Annotated in this window: 14 protein-coding genes and 2 pseudogenes; 6 read left to right on the top strand and 10 right to left on the bottom strand. The window is 70.2% G+C overall.

Features of this window, described 5'->3' with window-relative positions:
- Positions 1-188 precede the first annotated feature (188 nt).
- The 3 genes from QMK30_RS01755 to QMK30_RS01745 all read right to left on the bottom strand — a co-directional run bounded on the left by QMK30_RS01755 (position 189) and on the right by QMK30_RS01745 (position 3713).
- A complete protein-coding gene (locus tag QMK30_RS01755; RefSeq protein ID WP_283515302.1) occupies positions 189-1448 on the bottom strand; it encodes an HTTM domain-containing protein in 1260 nt (419 codons plus the stop codon).
- Positions 1429-2247, bottom strand: coding sequence for a DUF5819 family protein (locus QMK30_RS01750; RefSeq protein WP_349362031.1), 819 nt, complete (start codon positions 2245-2247; stop codon positions 1429-1431). Before QMK30_RS01750 ends, QMK30_RS01755 begins: the two co-directional genes overlap by 20 nt.
- A 251-nt stretch (positions 2248-2498) precedes the next feature.
- The gene (locus tag QMK30_RS01745; protein WP_283515301.1) at positions 2499-3713 is read right to left on the bottom strand and encodes an ice-binding family protein; all 1215 of its coding nucleotides are present in this window, start codon (positions 3711-3713) and stop codon (positions 2499-2501) included.
- A 1425-nt stretch (positions 3714-5138) separates the two neighbouring features.
- Between QMK30_RS01745 and QMK30_RS01740 the strand changes: the two genes are divergently transcribed.
- Complete coding sequence (locus tag QMK30_RS01740) at positions 5139-6005, top strand: Bax inhibitor-1/YccA family protein (protein ID WP_283515300.1); 867 nt, start codon at positions 5139-5141, stop codon at positions 6003-6005.
- 101 nt (positions 6006-6106) lie between these two features.
- Here QMK30_RS01740 and QMK30_RS01735 read toward each other — a convergent pair whose 3' ends face one another.
- A complete protein-coding gene (locus QMK30_RS01735; RefSeq protein WP_283515299.1) occupies positions 6107-6337 on the bottom strand; it encodes a DUF4287 domain-containing protein in 231 nt (76 codons plus the stop codon).
- Between the two features lie 100 nt (positions 6338-6437).
- Here QMK30_RS01735 and QMK30_RS01730 point away from each other — a divergent pair, with 100 nt between their 5' ends.
- Entirely contained in the window at positions 6438-6755 is a 318-nt protein-coding gene (locus QMK30_RS01730; RefSeq protein WP_283515298.1) for a hypothetical protein, read from the top strand.
- Between the two features lie 23 nt (positions 6756-6778).
- On the opposite strand, the gene QMK30_RS01725 is transcribed toward QMK30_RS01730, so the two are convergent.
- From QMK30_RS01725 to QMK30_RS01715, 3 genes are all read right to left on the bottom strand, one after another.
- Positions 6779-7627, bottom strand: a complete 849-nt coding sequence (locus QMK30_RS01725) for a hypothetical protein (protein ID WP_283515593.1) — start codon at positions 7625-7627, stop codon at positions 6779-6781.
- A gap of 312 nt (positions 7628-7939) precedes the next feature.
- Positions 7940-9160 carry an acetyl-CoA C-acetyltransferase gene (locus QMK30_RS01720; RefSeq protein ID WP_283515297.1) on the bottom strand — a complete coding sequence of 407 codons (1221 nt, stop codon included), beginning with the start codon at positions 9158-9160 and terminating at the stop codon, positions 7940-7942.
- Between the two features lie 699 nt (positions 9161-9859).
- Positions 9860-10858, bottom strand: coding sequence for an SGNH/GDSL hydrolase family protein (locus QMK30_RS01715; protein WP_283515296.1), 999 nt, complete (start codon positions 10856-10858; stop codon positions 9860-9862).
- Between the two features lie 158 nt (positions 10859-11016).
- Between QMK30_RS01715 and QMK30_RS01710 the strand changes: the two genes are divergently transcribed.
- The gene (locus QMK30_RS01710) at positions 11017-12411 is read left to right on the top strand and encodes a cystathionine beta-synthase (protein WP_283515295.1); all 1395 of its coding nucleotides are present in this window, start codon (positions 11017-11019) and stop codon (positions 12409-12411) included.
- Positions 12412-12779: 368 nt separating this feature from the next.
- On the opposite strand, the pseudogene QMK30_RS01705 reads toward QMK30_RS01710, so the two are convergent.
- Positions 12780-13138, bottom strand: a pseudogene (locus tag QMK30_RS01705) (hypothetical protein).
- Here QMK30_RS01705 and QMK30_RS01700 point away from each other — a divergent pair.
- The 3 genes and pseudogenes from QMK30_RS01700 to QMK30_RS01690 form a co-directional block, all read left to right on the top strand.
- Positions 13118-13657 (top strand): annotated as a pseudogene (locus tag QMK30_RS01700) (aromatic amino acid lyase); the annotation flags it as partial. The pseudogenes QMK30_RS01705 and QMK30_RS01700 sit on opposite strands and share 21 nt — an antisense overlap.
- 57 nt (positions 13658-13714) lie before the next feature.
- The gene (locus QMK30_RS01695) at positions 13715-14551 is read left to right on the top strand and encodes a MurR/RpiR family transcriptional regulator (RefSeq protein ID WP_283515294.1); all 837 of its coding nucleotides are present in this window, start codon (positions 13715-13717) and stop codon (positions 14549-14551) included.
- A gap of 109 nt (positions 14552-14660) precedes the next feature.
- Complete coding sequence (locus tag QMK30_RS01690) at positions 14661-14831, top strand: hypothetical protein (protein WP_283515293.1); 171 nt, start codon at positions 14661-14663, stop codon at positions 14829-14831.
- A 97-nt stretch (positions 14832-14928) separates the two neighbouring features.
- Here QMK30_RS01690 and QMK30_RS01685 read toward each other — a convergent pair whose 3' ends face one another.
- Together QMK30_RS01685 and QMK30_RS01680 are read right to left on the bottom strand one after the other, a co-directional pair.
- Positions 14929-19800 (bottom strand): helix-hairpin-helix domain-containing protein, encoded by a 4872-nt coding sequence (locus QMK30_RS01685; protein WP_283515292.1) that lies wholly within the window; start codon positions 19798-19800, stop codon positions 14929-14931.
- Between the two features lie 428 nt (positions 19801-20228).
- A complete protein-coding gene (locus QMK30_RS01680) occupies positions 20229-21200 on the bottom strand; it encodes a hypothetical protein (RefSeq protein ID WP_283515291.1) in 972 nt (323 codons plus the stop codon).
- Positions 21201-21202 lie beyond the last annotated feature (2 nt).

Here is a 21202-nt window from a genome sequence, read left to right as displayed (position 1 = left end):
GGCGACTGCCGGGCCTTCCGTCATGTGGGGCGTTCCCAGCGTGTGCTCCCCCGGGAGCACGGGCAGGTGGTGGTGCGGGATGATCCGGCCCCGGACGGGATCATGCGGGACGGTTCTCCCAGGTGAGAGAAACGTCGCAGGTCAGAGGGGCGGGTCCGGATGCGGTTCGAGTCCGGCCCCGGGCACCTTCACCTGGCGGATCGCCGGGGCGCGTGCCGCACGATCAGCGTTGTCGCAGCTCGCAGCGACCTGACGGAGTCCTTCGAGGGACGACCGCGTACGAGCGACGCAGGGTGGCCTCCCTGCTTCGGCACCTCGCCTCGCCGCGCCCCTGATGCCCCGGGTGCCCCTGCCCCTGTCTGCGGCTCTCCCGGCCGCCGGCGCACTCGCCGGACCAGCTTTCCCACCGCCACGTAGAAGCGGTCGGGCAGGAACACGGCGTCGGCGATGATCATCGCGCCGGAGAACAGCGGGAGCCCCATGAGTACCGCGATACCGATGTGCATGCCGAGCAGCATGGTCAGGACCGGGTACTTGAGCCTGCCGAACAGTACGAACGGGAAGGCGACCTGGAGGAGCACGGCCAGGTAGCCGACAACCGCGATGGCGACCGCCTGTTCGTCCGCCCAGTGGGAGAGGGCGGGCCACGGCTGGAAGAGCTCAAGGTTCAGGACGTAGTGCAGCGCGGTCCCGGCGCCCCAGGTTGCGCCCTGCACCTTGTACAGGCCGGCCGCGCCGTAGAGGAAGCAGACCTGGAGGGCGATCACGAGGAGCCCGCAGTTGTGCACGGCCGTGACCAGGGTGCCCCGCGCGTCGCGGAGTTGCGGGGGGAGCGCAGGCAGCCGCCATCGGTCGGGGGTGCGCGGGCCGGAGCTTCGGCGGGACCTTCTGGCGTCCAGGGACCAGCGGCGTCCGGACGCGGTGAGGACGAGGTAGAGCGCCATCAGGAGGACGAGGTTGTCGCCTCCGTCCGTCATGAAGATCGATCGAGCGTGGAACGAGGTGACCACGACGGCGAAGAGCACGGACACGGCGCGGGTCCGCCAGCCCAGCAGGAACAGGGCGCTGACGACGAGCGCCGCCGCGTAGCAGAGTTCGAAGTGGACGCGGCTGTCCGACAGGGTGAGCACGCTGGCCCAGCCGGTCTGGTCGAAGAGCTGCCGTGCCAGGTCGGGTGTCCACGGTGAGCCGGGGCCCCAGATCTCATCGCGGTGCGGGAACTCACGGAGCAGGAAGACGAGGTAGAGCAGGCCGTATCCGATACGCAGGACCGACACCGCGTAGAGGGAGAGGGGACGTTCGGTCAGCAGCGCCCACGCGCGGCGGGCCGGGCCGGTCAGCCGTCCGAGCAGGCGGACGAGCAGGTGGGCCGGCAGCCGCCCCCCGGTCGCTTCGGCACCCGGAGCTGCTGTCGGGGGCCGCATCGGGTCATGTGCCGTGTCGGGCATCGGAGGCCACCTTCCACCAGGGCAGAAGCCGAGTTTCGGGGTTCGCGGGGGCGGCACGGCGGTCACGGTCCGCGGTGCCCGGAGCGGCTACGGGCAGGGTGACCACCCGGAGCTGGATGTTCTCGAACGGCTTGCCGTCCCGTTCGGTCATCCGGTCGGCGGCGATGTTGCGCAGGTACTGCTGCATCATCACGGCCCGGGCCGAGCGCGAGAGGTCGCCGCCGCCGTGCAGTTCGACATAGGAGGTCCAGGAGCGGCGCAGCAGATTCTGCGAGGTGTGGCTCGGAAAGGCGCTGTGCTCGATGGCGGAGGTGTCCACGGCCGTCAGATCGACCCAGTCACCGACCTGGAGGGAACCGTCCGGGGCCGTGTGCGCCGTCCGCGCGGAGATCTGCCGGTTGACGGAGTCCGGGTCCGGGGCGAACAGTCGCCAGTTCTGTTCGAAGAGGGGGTAGATCCAGGCGTCCACCTGGGAGTTGAGGCGCTGAGAGGCGACGTTCGGCGGTGCCACGTGCAGGAACACCAGGCCGACGTGCGTCAGGGCCGCGGTCAGGCAGAGCGCCACGGCGGTGTTGAGGACCCTTCTCCCCGCGCGGTTCTTTCCGCGTGTTCCGCTGCGCTCGGGGTCGTCCCCGTCCGTCGTGTCGTCCGGGTCGTCCGGGTTGTCCGTGGCCGGTCCGGGGCCCGTGGCCCGACCGCTGTTCTGTTCGTGTTCCGATGCGACTCCGCCCAGCACGTGCCCCGCCCTGTTCTTCTCGTCGTCCGTCTCGTGGAAGCGTGCGGCGGGGCAGGAGGACATGCCCCGCCGCACGCTGTTCATCCGGCAGCGCGCGTGCCGCGCCGCCGACTGGTACCGCGGCAGGTGACGTTTGCCCGTCAAGGAGCGGCGTCCGGTGCGTGCTCTCGGCGTGTCGGCCGGAAGTCCTCGTACTGGACGTACTTGGGCTTTCGGCCGGTGCGGCCAAGGGGGTCCCCCCTGTTCGAGCGAAGCCGAGAACTCGGGGGCGCGTGCCGGACACCGCGACGGGGCAAATGTTGCCCGGCGCGGCACTAGCCTTCGTGGTGGCCCGGTCCCTGCGGCTTGTCGCCGTAGCCGCCGTGCTCCTCGGCCTTGTCGCCGTAGCCGCCCGGCCGGCCGTCACCGTGGCCCCCGTCGTGGCCGCCGCCCGTGTGGCCTCCGCCGGTACCGCCGCCCTTGCCGCCGCCCGTGTGACCGCCGGTGCCGCCGCCCGTGGTGTTGCCGGCGATGTTCCCCGAGGTGTTTCCGGTGGTGGTCCCCGAGGTGTTTCCGGTGGTGGTCGCGCCGCCCGGAGTGCCGCCGGTGGTGCCGCCGGTCAGGATGCCGCCGAGCACACCGCCCAGCACACCGCCGGTGCCGCCCGTCGTACCGCCGGTCAGGACGCCGCCGAGCACACCGCCCAGCACACCGCCCGTGGTGCCGGTTGTGGTGCCCGTCGTGGTCCCGGTCGTCGTACCCGTGGTGGTTCCGGTGGTCGTCCCCGTGGTCGTGCCGGACGTGGTGCCGCCGGAGCAAGTGGCCCGGGTGATGCGGTTGTTGTCCAGGGTGACCGAGCCGTTACGGGCCAGCGCCCGGCCGTCGATGGTCGCGCCGGTGGTCGCGCTGATCGAGGTCAGGGCCAGGATGTTGCCGATGAAGGTCGAATCCGTACCGAGCGTCGCCGAACTGCCGATCCCCCAGAACACGTTGCACGCCTGCGCACCGTTGATGAGGGCGACCCGGCTGGCGGACGCCGTCGTCAGACCCGAGCCGACCTGGAAGACCCACACGGCATTGGGGTCGCCCTGCGCGTCGAGGGTGAGCGTGCCGGTGAGACCCAGCGTCGAGGAGGCTGTGTAGACGCCGGGTACCAGCGTCAGGCCCCCGGCGTCCGGCGGAAGCGCGGCGTCCGTGGCCTGGCCCGCGGCGTTGTTGAACGCCGCCACCAGGTCGGACTTGGCCTGGAGCGCGACGGCGTCCGCCGAGTGCTGGACCCCGTTGATGAGCCCCGGAGGGAATCCGCTGATGGCTGTTCCGGGGCTGACCCCGACGTCCCCAGTGATCACGGAAGGGCCGGTGTTGGTGACCGACTCACCTGCCAGCACCGCGAAACTGTCCGCCGTCCCGAGCGGCACGGGCGTGGCGATGGCGAATGCCGGGGACGGGGCCACGGCCACCATCGCGGCGGCGACCGTCGTGGTGAGAGCGGCCGTGAGCCAGGAGGAAGCAGTGCGCCGTACTGCAAGACCAGGAGATCTGAGCTTCATCAGCAACCGATTTTCTGTGCGAGGCGGCGGCTTCCGAGCCGTTCACGGTTTACCGGAAGCCCTCATGTTGTCGCCAGCACGTTATGCACAAAAAGCGGTTTCAAACCCGGATAAACAAGGCGTGTTGAGGTCTCTTTTCGAGTATTAATTCAGGAATATAGGAAATTATTCCCACCAGATCCTTGCCCCTTGCGCCTATCGTAGACGGTGGGAAACGTTTCTTCACGCAGCAGAAACGCTCCTTCGCTAATTCGTGCTCTGCTATCGGGAATCGAACGAAAATAATGCGCCCTGCGTTCCCCTGCCGAAATGTGGCGATTTCTCGACTGGTGCACCAGGAAGTGGTGCCCGCTGCGCGCTCGGAGGGGCTGCGCAAGGCTGAGGCCCTTGGGCGCGAAAGCTGATGGGGTGGGGCCGAGGGGCTGTATGTCAGTAGGGCCGACGTCGGCGGCGGCAGGCGGCGGCCACACTCCCCGCAGCAGTGGCGGCGATCTGGGCCATGGCTGGGCGTTGTCAACATGTTGGGGCCCCCGGCGATGTGATCCGGTCCGCGTGCGCGATGATCTCTGGCGGATACCGGTGGCCCTTGTGCGAGGGGTGTCCACGAGCGGTCCTTCCGGCGGTGAAGACCTATCCGATGATCATGTCATCCGGACCGACCTCAACCCACTTGACAATGCCCCGAAGGATGATCGAGCCCGCCTGGATGGTTGCCGCCCTCGCCCCCGGACTGCCGCACTGAAATCCTCGCTGCGGCACTGAAAGGCGTACTGAAGTGAATCGTGCGCTACTGAAATCTTCCGTGCGGCCCGACACGAAGAATCGAATCCGAAACGATCTATCCCTACCGGTAGTTGACGATGCAGGACTGGAGTGCACGTGATCCAGCAAGTTTTGACGGAACACGGCGAGATCTAGGCACAGCGGGCGATCCGGGTTTTAGCGTCTGTCCGCGAGCCAGGCAATGGCCGGGGGCGCGGGCTCGCTACGGACAGGTAGTGAGGCGGTTTCGCTCCATGCTCCGCAAAGCTCAGGCGGACCGCAGGAGGGCCCGGCAGCCGCCTGCCGGGCCTTCCGTCATGTGGGGCGTTCCCAGCGTGTGCTCCCACGGGAGCACGGGCAGGTGGTGGTGCGGGATGATCCGGCCCCGGACGGGATCATGCGGGACGGTTCCCCCAGGTGAGAGAAACGTCGCAGGCAGAGGAGGGTTCGAATGCGGTTCGAGTCCGGCCCCGGGCACCTTCACCTCGTTCGGGTGCGGGCGCACACCTCCGTGTCCGCGGTCCGGGGGCGTCCCCAGGCCACCTGTGGCCCGGGCCCCGCGGCACGGTCGCGGAAAGATCCTCCCCTGGCACTAGGGTGTTCGCTTTGCTTTCCCATTACGCTTGACCCCAAGGCCGCGCACGGTGGCTATGGAGGAGTGAGATGAGGAGCAGCAACCCGGTCTTCTCGCGACGGGGCTTCAGCCGCGACAACGGCACCGCGGGCTTCAACGCGACGCCGCAGGCCGGGGGCCCCGCCGTAGGTACGGCGCAGGGCAACCCGTACGCCCAGGGCGCCTCGAACCCGTACGCGACGAACCCCTACGCCCAGCAGGACACCCAGTACGGCGCTCCGCAGGCACCGCCGCGCGGCTCCGTGATGACGATGGACGATGTCGTCGCGCGGACGGGCATCACGCTCGGCGTCCTGGTCGCCGGCGCGACCGTCGCCTGGGTCATGGACCTCGGCCTCGGTCTGGCCATCGGCGCCGCCCTCGTGGCAATGGTGCTCGGCCTCGTCCAGGCCTTCAAGCGCAAGCCCGTCCCGGCGCTGATCCTCGCGTACGCGGGCTTCGAGGGCATCTTCCTGGGTGCCATCAGCAACTTCGTGAACCAGTGGTTCCCCGGCGCGGCGATGCAGGCAGTTCTGGGCACGATGGCGGTCTTCGTCACCATGCTCGTGCTGTACAAGACCCGCGTCATCCGCGTCACCCAGCGCTTCACGCGCTACCTGATGATCGCCGCGATCAGCTTCCTGGTCCTCACCGCCGTGAACCTGCTCTTCATGGTCTTCGGCGGCGGAGACGGCCTCGGCTTCCGCAGTGGCACCATGGGCATCATCTTCGGTGTCGTCGGTGTGCTGCTCGGCGCGTTCTTCCTCGCCCTGGACTTCAAGCAGGTCGAGGACGGCATCGCCTACGGCGCACCGCGCGAGGAGTCCTGGCTGGCGGCCTTCGGCCTCACCATGACCCTGGCGTGGATCTACCTGGAGATGCTGCGACTGATCATGATCTTCAGCGGGAACGACTAGCGGTCGCTCCCCGGCTGATCCAGCCCGGCTGATCGAGCGCTGATCCAGCCATGCAGAAGGGCCCGCAGGCACTGCCTGCGGGCCCTTCTGCATGCCGTGGGTCAGAGGAGTTTGCGGGCGGCCCGCCTCAGGTCGTACTCGTGGATGATCGCTTTCGCGTGACCGTAGGCGAGATGGTGTTCGCTCCGGAGCCAGCTGACCTTCTCCTCGAAGCGGAAGAGGGAGGGGCCGTCGTCTACGGCACGGAGCCAGTCGGAGATCTCACGACCGGTGCAGTGGGGGATTCGGGAGAGCAGGTTTCGGTGGGTCTCTTCGGAGAAAACTTGGGACATTCGGCGCCTCCGGACGCTTCGCACGAGTGCTCCTTCACGCCACCGTGCCTGAGCGTTCGCCTGTTGGCAACAGTCCAGGGGAGGCGCGTAGGGTCGCGGCGTGCTCGATACAACGCCCTTGGTGGCCACCGTGGACCGACTGGCCGACCGGCTGCGCGCCGCCTCGCAGAGCCGCCTGCAGCGCGGTTCCGCAGCCGAAGGACTGGCGCTGGCCAGGGAATTGTCCGTACGCGCCCAGCTGCTGGAGTCGCCCGGACGCGAGCCGCTGATCATGCCGGACGCGGGGGTCTTCGCGGTGGCGGACCAACTCGCCGTCGCCGGACATGATCTGGCGGCAGCGCTGCAAACAGCCTCGTCCGTGGAACTGGACGATGCTGTGGGTCTGGTGGAAGCCGTGACGGCGAAAGTCCTGGGGTAGCGCGAGGCACCGGGGGCTGCCGGTTACATCGACGCTATGACCCGGTCGGCGAGGATGTAGACGTTCTCCTCGCCGCAGGAGAAGGTCAGCGCGTACGCGCCGGAGATGCCGGAGCCGCCCAGCAGGACCGGGGCGTTGCCGCCGCGCAGCGACTCGGCGAGGCGCTCGGCGGTCTCGCGGTGGCCCGGGGTCATGCACAGCGTCGTGCCGTCCGTGAAGACGTACACATCGAGCGTGCCGAGCGGTCCCGGACGCACGTCGGTGAGGGCCGTGCGGGACAGGGCGAGCTCCTCCAGCCGCGACACGGTGCGGTCGTGGTCGCCGGTGGCGGCCGTCGGCTGGACCGGGATGCTCTGCTCGGCCCGGTGGGACGGGTGCGAGGGGTGGCGGCGGCGGGCTGCGGCCAGCTCCGGGGAGTCCTCGGGGTACGGGTCGGCCTCCACGTCGGCGCCGTCGAGGCCGTCCGCGACGTCCGTGCTGTCGAGGGCTTCGAGCGCCTCGTAGACGTCGAACGGTTCGAGGCCCGCGAAGTCGGCCTGGCGCGGCACGAAGAACGGGGCGTCGTCGCCGAGCCCGGACAGGCCGCCGAGCAGCGACGGTGCGTCGGCCGCGTCGCGGGACTCCTGCGCGGCCCAGAAGGCGCGCGCCTCGGCCAGCTCGCGCTCGCGTTCCTCGGCGAGTGCCTCGGCCACGGCGACCCGTATCCCGTCGGTGTCCGCAGCACGGGTCTGCCGCGGGACGGTGGTCCCTGCGTCGCCGTGCCGTGCGGAGGCCGCAAGCTCGGTGCGCAGGGAGCTGACCTGCTCGCGCAGTCCGTGGACGGCGTGCAGCGCAGCGGCTCCCACAGCCGTGGCGGCGGCCGCGGTAAGCAGCAGGGCAAGAGGCATAGCGCTCACTGACTTACTCCCGGTTTCAATCGATCCCCCGACTTCCTACAGCAGCTTGCCGTGCGGCCGTACCCGGTGTCAGTGCATTACGTCACGAATTGGACAGGTCTTTGGGCCCTGCGTTTAGTCCAGAAGTGGCTCTGACCTGCAAGGATGTCCCTCCTGGGGGAGGTAGGTCACATCCTGGGGGAGATTAGGTCACGGACAGGGCGCGACGGTGACGGTGAAGGGGTCGGAAAGCGCCGCAAAAGCCGCTTCCCGCCCCCTCCGCCCGCCTCTTTCCGGCCCCTGCGTGGGTCAGCTCAGGCGCTCGATGACCATGGCCATGCCCTGGCCGCCGCCCACGCACATCGTCTCCAGGCCGAACTGCTTGTCGTGGAACTGGAGGCTGTTGATGAGCGTGCCGGTGATGCGGGCGCCGGTCATGCCGAAGGGGTGGCCGACGGCGATGGCGCCACCGTTGATGTTCAGCTTGTCCAGGTCGATGCCGAGGTCCCGGTAGGACGGGATGACCTGGGCGGCGAAGGCCTCGTTGATCTCGACGAGGTCGATGTCGCCGATGGCCAGGCCCGCGCGGCGCAGCGCCTGCTTGCTGGCCTCCACCGGTCCGTACCCCATGATCTCGGGGGAGAGGCCGGAGACGCCGGTGGAGACGATCCGGGCCAGCGGGGTCAGACCCAGCTCGCGTGCCTTGGTGTCGGACATGATCACCAGGGCGGCGGCGCCGTCGTTGAGCGGACAGCAGTTGCCGGCGGTGACCAGGCCGTCGGGGCGGAAGACCGGCTTGAGGCCCTGGACGCCTTCGAGGGTGACGCCGGCGCGGGGGCCGTCGTCCTTGCTGACGATCGTGCCGTCGGGGGTGGTGACCGGGGTGATCTCCCGCTCCCAGAAGCCGTTCTTGACGGCTTCCTCGGCGAGGTTCTGCGACCGCACGCCGAACTCGTCCATGTCCTGGCGGGTCACCCCCTTGGTGCGGGCCAGGTTCTCGGCGGTCTGCCCCATCGAGATGTACGCGTCGGGGATCAGCCCGTCCTCGCGCGGGTCCCGCCAGACGCCGCCTTCCTGCTGGGCGCGCTCGGCGGTGCGGGCCTCCGCGTCGGCGAAGAGGGGGTTGTGGGTGTCGGGCAGGCCGTCCGACGAGCCCTTGACGCTGCGCGACACCATCTCGACACCGGCGGAGATGAAGACGTCGCCCTCGCCGGCCTTGATGGCGTGCAGTGCCATGCGGGAGGTCTGGAGGGAGGAGGAGCAGTACCGGGTGACGGTGCAGCCGGGGAGGTGGTCCATCCCCATCTGTACGGCGACGATGCGGCCCAGGTTGTGCCCCTGCTCGCCGCCGGGCAGACCGCAGCCGAGCATCAGGTCGTCGATGTCGCGCGGGTCGAGCTCGGGCACCTTGGCGAGGGCGGCCTCGATGATGGTCGCGGTCAGGTCGTCGGGCCGCAGATCCTTCAGCGAGCCCTTGAAGGCGCGGCCGATGGGCGAGCGGGTGGCAGAAACGATCACGGCTTCGGGCATCACGGCTCCATGAGGGCGAGAAGGCAGGGCTGTGTGGGAAGTTACCCGCACGTATGGCTCGGGGCACGTGTCAGGTCATGTGATGCGGGCCTCTTTTCTAAGCGCCCGCTCAGTTCTTTCGTGCCACCCTCGCACGGATCGGCCCCTGGGGGGCCTCACCGGCTTCGGATCGCTGCGGCGGATTCCGTCCACCGGGGTGGGGTGGGTTTGGGTGGGGTGGCCGCCTCCGACGCGCCGGAGGTGCACCGCGCGGCGCGTACCTCGCCCGCAGCCGCAGGGCGGGTGGGCGCGGGTGGGGCGGTCGGGCGCGGCGGGGCTGCGCGCGAGGGGCTCCTTCTCCCCCGCCCCGTTCCTTCCCGAACCGGGTGCTGTCGCTGCGGGCCCCTCCCCCTGCGGCGCGGACAGGCTGCTCGGGGCGCCCGGTGGGGGCGTGTGGCCCCGGGCTCGCGCCCGGCGGCGCACAGCATCCGCCGGGCGCGCTGCGCCCGGTCCAGGCGCGGAGGGGCCCCGGGCTCCTCCGCCTGGGGCGCGGAAACGCTACTGAGGGCGCCCGGGTGGGGCGTACGGCCCCCGGCTCGCGCCGGGTGGGCCAGGCACCCGCCGGGCCCACCCCACCCCCCCTCCGCGCACGGAGGAGGGGCACGGCCTGTACCGCCCGCGCCCTCAGGGCGGGGGCAACGGGGCCCGTACCGGGGGCCCCTACGCCCGGTGCGCCTCCGACGGGGCCGGTTCCGTGTTCGGGTGGGTGGGGAGACGCCTGCGGCGGCGGTGCTTGAGCAGGGCCCAGGGGCCTCGGGCACCGGTGACCTCCGTGCCCGCTTCCGCCGCCGCTTCCGCCGCCGCCTTCGCCACCGGGAGCATGTCCTCGTCGCGCGAGGCGTCCAGCCGGTCCGATTCCGGCCAAAGGCCCAGCGCCGCGCAGAGGGTCGGGAGCATCGCCATCGCCGCCGTCGCGTACCCCTCGGCCGACGGATGGTAGTTGTCCGGGCCGAACAGCTCCCGGGGGTTCGCCAGGAACTCCGGGCCGAGCAGATCGCCCAGCGACACCGTGCGCCCGCCCTGCTCCACCGTGCCGATCGTCTGCGCCGCCGCGAGCTGCCGCGAGACCCGGCGGGCCAGCCACCGCAGCGGCTGGTAGACCGGCTCGATCGTGCCCAGGTCGGGGCAAGTGCCGACCACGACTTCCGCCCCCACGGTCCGTAGTCGTCGTACCGCTGACGCAAGATGGCGTACCGACTGGGTGGCCGGCATCCGGTGCGTGACGTCATTCGCGCCGATCATGACGACGCAGACGTCGGGCCGCCGCGCGGGATCCCGCAGCAGCGCCGTGACCTGGCGCTCCAGGTCGTCCGACATGGCCCCCGGCTGCGCCACATTGCGCAGCTCCACCGGCCGCTCCGCCACCGCCGCGAGCCCCGATGCCAGCAGCGCCCCCGGCGTCTGGCCCGCCCGGCGGACGCCCTGGCCGGCCGCCGTGGAGTCGCCCAGCATGCCCAGACGCAGCGGCGGCAGCCCGGTGTGCCCGCTCAGGGGCATCCCGTACAGGCCGTCCCCCGGCGGCGGAACCGGGGCCGAACCACTGCCCACGGACCGCTTCGCCAGCTGGACCTCGGCGAGGAAGAGCCCCACCCCCGCCGCACCCACCAGACCGATGCCGCCGCCTCCGTACGCGGCGCCCGCAGCGATCCGTCGTGCCACCCTCGCCCTCGACACAGTCGCAGCCACCTCCTCGATACCTCTCGCTCACATGCTTACTGCCCGGTAGCGGGTGCTGTTCAATCGCGCCTGAAGGTGAACGCGCGGTCCCCGCGACACTTACGCTGGGCCGCACCATCACGGAGACCCCGGAGAAGACCGTGCAATTTCACGACTCGATGATCACCCTCGTCGGCAACACCCCGCTTGTGCGGCTCAACACTGTGACGGCCGGAATCCAGGCAACAGTCCTGGCCAAGGTCGAATACTTCAACCCGGGCGGGTCCGTGAAGGACCGGATCGCCCTGCGCATGATCGAGGCGGCTGAGGAGAGCGGCGCGCTCCAGCCCGGCGGCACGATCGTGGAGCCGACCAGTGGAAACACCGGTGTCGGACTCGCCATCGTGGCGCAGCAAAAGGGCTACAAATGCATTTTCGTCTGCCCGGACAAAGTTTCGACAGACAAGATCAATGTGCTGCGCGCGTACGGCGCAGAGGTCGTGGTCTGCCCGACCGCGGTCGACCCCGACCACCCGGACTCGTACTACAACGTCTCCGACCGCCTGGTGCGGGAGACCCCGGGGGCCTGGAAGCCCGACCAGTACAGCAACCCCAACAACCCGCGGTCGCACTACGAGACCACGGGCCCCGAGCTGTGGACGCAGACGGAGGGGAAGATCACCCACTTCGTCACGGGCGTCGGCACCGGCGGCACGATCTCCGGGACCGGGCGCTACCTCAAGGAGGTCAGCGAGGGCCGGGTCCAGGTCATCGGCGCTGACCCCGAGGGCTCCGTGTACTCCGGCGGCTCCGGCCGGCCGTACCTCGTCGAGGGCGTCGGTGAGGACTTCTGGCCGACGGCGTACGACGCGACCGTCACGGACGAGATCGTCGCCGTGTCGGACAAGGACTCGTTCCAGATGACGCGGCGCCTCGCCAAGGAGGAGGGCCTGCTGGTCGGTGGCTCCTGCGGGATGGCCGTCGTGGGCGCACTGCGCGTCGCCGAGCGGCTCGGCCCCGACGACGTGGTCGTCGTACTGCTGCCGGACAGTGGCCGCGGTTACCTCAGCAAGATCTTCAACGACGAGTGGATGGCGGACTACGGCTTCCTGGAGGAGTCCGGTCCGTCGGCGAGCGTGGGCGACGTCCTCAAGTACAAGGAGGGCGCCATCCCCAAGCTGGTGCACATGCACCCGGAGGAGACCGTCGGCGAGGCGATCGAGGTGCTGCGCGAGTACGGCGTCTCGCAGATGCCGATCGTGAAGCCGGGCGCCGGGCACCCCGACGTGATGGCCGCCGAGGTCATCGGCTCGGTCGTCGAACGCGAGCTGCTCGACGCCCTGTTCGCGCAGCGCGCGTCGCTGGGCGACCCGTTGGAGAAGCACATGAGCGCGCCGCTGGCACAGGTCGGCTCGGGCGAGCCCGTGGAGGACCTGATGGCGGTGCTGGGCTCCAAGGGCGGTCACGACGCGGCGATCGTGCTGGTCGAGGGGAAGCCCACGGGCGTGGTGAGCAGGCAGGACCTGCTGGCCTTCCTCGCGCGCGAAAGTCAGTAGCGGGAAAGCCGGGGAGCGCGAAAGCGGCGCGGGACGGTGTGCGGCGCGAAAGTGGGGCGCGGGACGGCAGACATTGGGCGGGCCGCGTCCCCGCTTCGCGAAAGTGGTACGAGCACGACACGTCCGTGCCGCACCGGCTTAACACGCGTCCGGCACATTGGTTGTTGTCGGCGTCAAGGACTACGGAGCGGCTCCCGGACCCCTTGGACGCCATGGACACGCATCCCGGCCCTGACCCGGACCGTGTTCCTCGTGGGGACCGCCGTCGTCCCGACTCCCGGGCAACCGGGGGTGCGGCGGTCCCCACGGCAGCTTCCGGCGCGTGTGCGGGGGCCGGGCCTGTTCGGCCCGGGTCCCGCACAGGCCCGTCAGGCCTCCCGGTCGGACTTCTCCCGGGACCTTCGCCACATCCACGGCCATCCCCGTGCCGCGTGCACCGCGTTGACCCCGATGATCCCTATCCAGCTGATCACCAGGCCCTCGGTGTTCGCGTTCACCGCGCCGATCGCCGACAGCGGATGGCGAGGACCAGCGAGATCGCTCCGAAGCCGAACCGCTCGCCGAAGCCGGGCCCCTCGTGGGACGACTCGGTGCCGCTCCGGGCGACCAGCATCTGCTGCTCGGCCATCTGACGCCGGACGCGGCGGTCCACCACGCCGTCGAGGCGCTGGTCGACCTTCTCCAGAAATGACTCGATGAGCGCGGACTCGCCGTCCGCGCCGACCAGCCGCTCGCCGGCGGCGCGGGCCTGCGCCCCACCGTCGTCACCGCCCTGTGCGAGGCCCTGGAATCCGGCGCGTACCCCGTCGTCAACGAATACGGCTCGGTCGGTACCGGCGACATCGCCGCCCTCTCCCAGCTCGGCCTCGCCCTCGCCCTCATCGGCGAACACCCCTGGGAGTACGCCGCCGGGGCCGCCCTCGGCGACCCGCGGGACTTCTCCGCCCCCGCGTCGCTCGGCCACGCGGTGCTCTCCGGGGGCGTCGAGGAACAGGCCAGTTTCGCCTCCCGCGGGGCCCGTCAGACACTGCGGGCCTGCGACGCGTACCGTCACGTCGTCGGCTGCGAACTCGTCGCCTCCGTACGGGCGTTGCACCGGCGCGACCTGCGGATCGACCCCGGTCCGCCGGTCGGCCTGGCCTTCGACCTGGCGGACGCGGCGCTGGAGGCGGACGTCGTGGACCGCCCGCTCACCGATGATGTGAGGGTGGCGACCGCGCTGCTCGACCAGTTCGTCGACCTTTAGCGGATGAGCGGACCTTTGACGGATGCAACGGATGAATGGACCTTCGAGGGGGATGGCATGAGCGACAGCCCTGCCGCACGACTGCAGCAGCTCTTCGAGGAGCACCGGCTCACCCCGACCCAGCGGCGCATCGCGCACTGCATGGTGCGCAAGGCCGCCGATGTGCCGTTCCTGTCGAGTGTCGAGCTCGCCGAGCTGGCCGGCGTCAGCCAGCCGTCCGTCACCCGGTTCGCCGTCGCGCTCGGCTTCGACGGCTATCCGGCGCTGCGCAAGCACCTGCGGGAGGTCGCGCCGACCGGACCCTCCGGCGGCGAGGTCACGTACAACGAGTACCAGCAGGCGGTCCAGGCCGAGATCGAGAACCTTCGCCACCTCGCCGAACTGCTCGCCGACCCGCGCCCCGTCGAGCAGGCGGGCCGGCTGCTCGCCGCGTCCCGCCCGCTGCCCGTGCTCGGCCTGCGCGCCGCCTCCTCGCAGGCCCGCGGCTTCGCCTACTTCGCGGCCAAGGTCCACCCGGACGTGCGCCTGCTCGACGAGGGCGGCACGATGCTCGCCGACCGCATCGACGCGGCCCGCCGCGCGGGCGCCAGCGCCCTGCTGTGCTTCGCGCTGCCCCGCCACCCGAAGGAAGTGCTCGACGCGCTGGCGTACGCCAGGGATCAGGGCCTCGCCGTGGTCACCGTCGCCGACTCCGCGTTCGCCCCGGTCGCCGGGTACAGCGACCTGCTGATCCCGGCGGCGGTCGGCACCGGCCTCGCCTTCGACACCGCGTGCGCGCCGATGCTGCTGGGGCGCGTCCTGCTGGAGGCGATGTGCGACGACCTGCCGGACGCGCAGGCGCGCCTTGAGGAGTTCGACGCGAAGGCGGCGGCGGGCGGCCTGTTCGTGGAGTAGGGCGTACGCGGGTCAAGCCTGTTCGGGTTCTCCGGACGGTGAGATTCTCGGCATGGCGTACGGCCTGCCGGACCTGGTGAGTTCTTGCGCCGGGCAAGTCTGGAGGGGCTTGACCATCCGCCGAGGCTTCGGCTTCGGCTTCGGCTTCGGCTTCCGCTCCGCCGACGCCGACGCCGACGCCGTCATCGCCCTCGTCATGCTCTGCCTCGGCGGCAACCGGCCAACCCTGCCCGCCGCCGACTCGCGTGATCACACCTACAGGTCCAGCGGCCTTTTCTGAGAGCTACGTGGACGACGACGCCCGCTACCTGGCGCTGGCCGTACGGGAGGGCTGAGCGGCCGTCCGCCAAGGCCGAGCAGCCCTGGCGGACAGGCTCCTACGGCATCCGCAGTGTCACACCCGTGACGCCGATGAGCCTGAGCACATCCTCGTTCGCCGCGACGACCCTGCTGTGGAAATCGGCCGGTCCGGCGTCGGTGTAGTACTTCATCAGGTCGATCTCGCCGGTCGTCGGGTGGGGCGTGGCGCTCGACGAGAAGTCCTGGAAGTTCCAGAACTTCAGGGGGTTGGCGTTCACCGTGCCCTTGTGGCCCCAGGAGAGCGCCTTGCCGCCCCACGCCTCCAGCACGCTGTGCCCGAACTCGTGCGCCGCCGTCTTCTCGAACTCCTGGTCAGCCTTGGCGGTCATACCGCCGTGGAATCCCTTGTTGTAGAAGATCGAGGCGTCGACGAGCCCGGAGTTGTGGCTGCGCCGGAAACCCGAACCGTTCTCGATGTACAGGTCGAGGTCCTCCGAGGCGTAGTTCCGCTGATGCGCGGTGGTCGTCACCACATAGGTGTCGCTGCCGAGCGTCACCGATCGCGACCAGTACTTTCCGATGCCGCTCAGGACGAGCCCGCGCAGCTTCTCGTAGGTGGCTTGCGGCAAATCGTCCTCGTTCTGGCAGTCGACGTACACATCGACGGCGACCTTCTTGCCCGCGGTGTCCACCCTCGAACTCGTCCAGCCGCGTGCGGGCCTGCTGTCCAGTGTGACCAGCTTGTCGATGGTGGTCTGTCCCTGGTACTCGAAGGTGAGCATCAGGGACAGTTGATGCCTGAGACTGTCCCCGTCGAAGCCTCCGCTCGTATTGCGACCGTTCCAGCGCCACACATGGCGTCCGCTGGACAGGAACGACTGAGGCAGGACCTCCTCGTACACCGTGTTGAGGGTGTCGTTGATCGTGAGCGTCACCTTGTCCGCAGTGATCGCGCTCAGGTCCTTGATGGTGAAGACGAACTCCGCCGGAGGCCCGCCGCCCAGGGGATCCAGGGTGTGCGTCCCTCCGGTGATGGCGATCTCCACCGGCGCCTGCGGCACACCCGCGGCAGGCGGGACGCCCGCGTCGTGCGGAGGGCTCGCTCCGGGCATCACGGGACGGGCGTCGACGTCGACCTGCTCGCCGGTGGGCCGGGTGACCTTGACCGACGCCTGGTTCTCGCCGGCGGTGTCGGTGATCTCCTTGACCTCCTTCGTCGAGGTCGAGGACTCCGGGTTGGTGGTCCCGGCGCCGACCATGCCGCGGAGCGCCGTGGACGTCAGCTCGGACGCCTCCTTGTCGTCAATGAGCCCCTCGGCCTTCGCCGACTTGATGGCCTTGAGCGCCTTGTCGATGTCCTTGCTCATCTTCGCCTGCAGGGCCAGGTCGGCGGCCTTGGTGCCGAACGCGGTCGCGGTGGTGAAGGCCTGCTCCAGAGCCGCCGCCGCGTTCTTCTGCGTACCCTCCAGGCCGGCCAGGTCGCGGAAGGCACCGGACTGGCCGAGGAGGGTCAGCGCGGCCCCGACCCCCGTCGGGTCGGGCGCGGCCGGGGCGTTCTGCATCGCGATGATCGGCTGCGGGAAGTCTGTCGGCGTGACCTCGGAGGGGGTGGCCCGGCGGGTGTCGGTGGAGGCGGGCAGGATCTGCGGCGGCGAGTCGGGGATCGGGGACTCCTCCCAGCGCCAGAAGCGGTTCTCGTCCATCTCCTCACAGGAGTTGCAGGCGCCCATGACCGCCTCCGCGTACACCCCGCTGGTGGGGACGGCGATCCGCGAGGGCTCGATGGGGGTGTTCGGCTGGTAGTGCTCCAGGAGGTCGATCGGGTCCTGGGCGTCCTGGGTGTACGTGGGGTCGAGGTGGAAGCCCCGGGCCACGGGCAGGACCAGGCTGTTGCCGACGATGCCGATCAGCTCGTTCTCGACGACGCTGGCGACCGAACGGCCGCCGCTGTTGGGCGCTTCGAAGCCGTCGAGCAGCATGAACCGGCGGGCGTCGCTCATCCGAGACCACAGGATGTGGTGGTAGCGCTCGATGTTCTCGTTGAGGTGATCGAGGAGGTTGCGGGCGAGCTCCTTGTCCTCCTCGCGCGGGTTGCGCAGCTCCCGGCGGCTCAGCGGGGTCTCGATGCGGACATCGTCGTACCCGGTGAGGTCGTTGCGGATGAAGGAGCTGGTGAACAGCGCCGACGACAAGTGGGCGGTGCGGTAGCGCAGCGATCCTGAGTCGACGACGACCCGGGAGCCGGCCGGAAGCAGATCGATCACGAACGGGAGGCCGAACAGTTCGAGCCGGGAAGAGACCACCACGGCCTTGATGTCGGAGCGCTTCACCGGGGGCAGGGAGGCTGCCATCCGCAGGGAGACGAAGAGGCTCGCATCGTTGACGAAGCCCGAGACGAGCGTGGGATCGACCGACAGATCGACGATCGACTCGTCGTTCTTGATCGCCTTCACCCGCAGATGCTGGACGACGCTCGAGGCGATCTTCGGCCCGAGTTGTTCCAGGAAGACCCGGTCCTTGAACTGCTGGCCCTTCAGGTTCTGGTCATAGAAGTCCTGAGGGGTGAATCCGAACAGGCCGAGCAGCGGGGCCCAGGCCGCCGGGTCGAACGCCTCGTCCTTGTCCCGGGGCCGGGCGAGCTGGAAGCGCAGATTCAGCTCGCCCTCGACGGACTCCAGGTTCTCGTCCGCGTACCGCCCGAGCGGCAGATCGCTGCCCGCGTAGCCGGCGTCGATCCGGTCCAGGGCGTCGAAGCCGCCGCGCAGCGAGCGCGGCACCGCGCTCGCCAGGGTGTTGCGCCAGCGCAGCGCCTTGTCGTCGGTGAACCAGGACATCAGCAGCGGAACGAGCAGACACTCCTGGACGTCCACCAGCCGTTCCCTGACCAGCAGATGGCGCAGCACCTCGAAGTACTGGATGGTCAGCGCGTGGCAGTGGTTGTAGTTGGCGACCGATTCGGTGGTCGCCACCACTCGCTCGCCCTGCGCGACGGTGTGCACGACGGAGGTGCGCTGGGTGCGGACGGAGGAGGCGGCCTGGACGGTCCGGTCGCGGAGCTGGTTGAGCGCGTTGGCGGCCGTGGAGCGCGAAGAGTCCTGCCAGGCGGAGCTGTCGGCGCTGGAGTGGCCTCCGCCGACGCCGAGAAGACCGGCCACGGGCTCGATGATCGCGCCGATACCGATTCCCGCCGCGATGGCGCCCGCCGACGAGTGGGAGCCGCCGCGCATCGACTCGCTGAGGGTTCCGCTGACGATCTCGCTGATGTCCCGGTCGCGGGTGAGGCTCGCCTCCAGGCTGTCGTGGGACTCCCGGAGCTCCTCGCGGGCGGTGGTCTCGCGGCGCTCCCAGTCGACGACGGCGATCTGCTTCTTCTGACCGGGCGCGAGCGGCAGGCTGTAGAGCAGGTTGCCCATGGAGTAGCCGTCGGCGACCCACTCCTGCTTGAACCTCAGGATGTGCCCGTGCGCGATGGTGCTGGCCTGGTGGACCGTGGGGTCGTCGTCCCAGTCCACGGGGGTGCCGGCGGTCAGCCGCCGCCGCCCGGGCGGCTTGGCGACCACCCCACCGAGGTAGCGCTGGAGGTCGCCGTGACGGGTCAGCCGGTCGGCGGCGTACACGGCTTTGAGCCGTGAGGCACCGGGGTTGCGGGTCAGGTTCTTCAGCGCCGCCGCGTCGATGAACCCGGTGATCGAGGGGACGGCCTCGTCCCGCACGTCCGCCTCGCTGGGGGTGCCGACCACGTCCACGCGCGCGCTCATCGGCGCGGTGACGCGCGCGGGTCCTCCCGGGTCGCCGGGCTGGAAGCCGGTGACCGGCTGGTACACCTCGCCCTTGACGAACGCGTCGAGCCGGTAGCCGGGGACCTTGGACGGCTCGTCCAGTTCGAGCCCCTTGATCTCGGGCTCGGTCGTCCGTACGAGGTAGGTGAAGCTGTACTCCTCCAGGGTCCGGTCGGGCTTGGTGAAGTCCACGCAGCGGCCCATGCCGGCGTCGGTCGAGAAGGTGCCGTCCGCCCGGGCGAGATCGGTGGCGTCGGGAGACCTCGGCGCGGTCCCGGGGTCGTGGCAGGAGCAGTCGTCCTCGGCGAGGGGCTCGGGCAGGTCGACGACGAGCAGCACCCGCTCCGGGAAGGCCCCCTGGCCCTCCAGGTGTACGGGAACGGTGACGACCTGGTCCTCCAGGCCGACCGTGGCATGCGCGGCGGTGAAGGGCCCCAGCGGGTAGGGGCCGGTGAAGTGCCCCTGCGCGTCGGTCGTGGAGACGGTCAGGGCGCGGAAGTCCGGCGGCTGTGGGTTCGGGTTCTCGGCGCCCCAGAGGACGACCTGGAGACCTGCCGCCTGGCGGTGTCCGGCCGAGTCGATGACCCTCCCGCGCACGCGGGAGGGTCGGCCGGCGGCGGGGTCGTCGTTGGCGACGGTGGTGCCGGGTTCGCGTGCCGCCACGGTGAGCTTGACCGTCCGCGGCAGCGAAGCGCCCGCATGGCTGGTGCCCGCGAGCAGCTCGCCGTCGGGTGCGTGCGCCTGAAAGGCGACATCGCCGGCGAGTGTCGCCCGGGCGGGCAGGCTGAGGGTGACCAGACCGTCGGCGCCGGTGGGTCCCGAGGTCGCGAAGGGAACGTCCCCAGTGGCCTCCTGACCCGTCGCGCGCACCCCGGTGACGGAGACAGAGTGGCCGGTGAAGTCCCCGGTCCCGCTGGGGTCGGTGAGCTGTACGTCGACGGTCTCGGACGCCGGCGGGCGTCCGGGCGGTGTGCCGACGGTGACCAGACGCCGCAGTCGGGCGAGGAGGTGCTCGGTGACCCCCGGGACGCGCAGCAGGCCCTCGACGGAGTCGAAGGGGCCGTGCTTGTCGCGATGGGCGATGACGCTGCCAGCGATGGTCTCGCCGACGCCGGGGAGTTTCGCCAGTTCCTGCGCGGGGGCGGTGTTGATGTCAACGAGCTCGGCCACGTCGGTTCTCCCGGAAGCGTGAGGGGGCGTCACTCCGTCGGAGGAGGCGAAGCGTACGGCGTCAAAGACGGGCGGGGACCTGTCCGGGAGACGCGGGGAACGCGCCGGGGACGAGTGCAGCGTCACACGCGGCGCGCTGTTCACGGCCGACATGCCCTTCTCACGCATCGAAACAGACCGGTCGACGGGCCGCGACTCGGCACAGGGCGGTCCGAGCAGCCATAGCGGCCCCTGGACCCGTTCCACCGCCCGGCCCCGCGCATTCGTCGCGCAGGGCGATTGTCCGGCCATTCCGGTGATCGTTTGATCACTTCGAGGAACGCTCCCTGACATCCCGGAACGCAGATGATCACGAGGAGGCGTAGATGGCCCGCGTTTCCGGCAAACCGCCCGCACGGCAGACGATCACCTGTTACCGATCACACCCCCTACCAGCCCGAGCACTGTCCGTACGCCGGAACGGCGCCCGCTCCCGCTTCTGGTGCGAGTGGTGGGTGCTTCGTGTGGTGGGCCTCCCAGGCCTGCTCCTGGCGGCACGGCCCGCAGTGCGTCTCGTCGCCCAGCGGCCGGAAGACGTGTTCGGGGCCGGGGCCCTCGCAGGTGGTGAGGGGGTGGGGCCGGGGCGGTGGCTGGGGTGTGTCCGGCGGCCCGGGTGCGGGGGCTGCGTGCTCCTGCGGCATCTGCTCCGGCATCTTTTCGGTGAGCCGGTGTCGTAGGAATCCGACTGCGGTGCGGACGCCGCTGGGTGGGAGTGCGCTGGTCAGGGCGTGGTGCAGGTCTGCCGGGCTGATGCCTCTGCGCAGCCAGTCGGCGGCTTTCTCGGAGAGGGTACGGGCTTCGCGTTCGCCGAGGTGGAGTTCGCGGCGGGTGTGGCGCAGGGACAGCAACACGCGTTCTGCGACGGTGCGTTCGGGGTCTTGTGCCGGTTCCGGTTCCGGTGCCTCTTCGGGCTTGTGCGCTTGGTGGGGTGGGTGGGGGGTGTTCTTCTCCCCGTTCTTGTCTGCGGGAAGGTAACCACCGACCACCCGACGCGTCGGTTCACCGACCGTCCGCATGTGCGCACTCGGTACGTCGCCGTCGCGGATGCCCGTCGCGGCCTCGGGGGTGAGGTGGACGTTGGCGAGGAGCTGGTCGGTGACCCAGTGGCCGCGCTCGTCCTGGTGGCGCCACTGGTGGAAGAAGCCGCAGGCGGTGAGGAGTTGCTTGGCCTTCTGGTACGCCCGGCCCTTGATGCCGAGGCGTTCGGCGTGCGCGCTGAGGGGCCTGGCGGTCGAGCCCTCCGGGAGCCCTTGCACGTACACCAGAAGAATCTTGGCGTCGCTGTTGAGACGGGGATGTTGCACCACGTCGTGCGAAGCCTTCGTGTAGCGCCGAAGGGGCGCGATAGCATGCCGAAGCATCC

This window comes from Streptomyces sp. H27-C3 (assembly GCF_030063415.1).
Lineage (GTDB): Bacteria > Actinomycetota > Actinomycetes > Streptomycetales > Streptomycetaceae > Streptomyces.
This window is presented reverse-complemented; position numbering and strand designations above follow the sequence as displayed.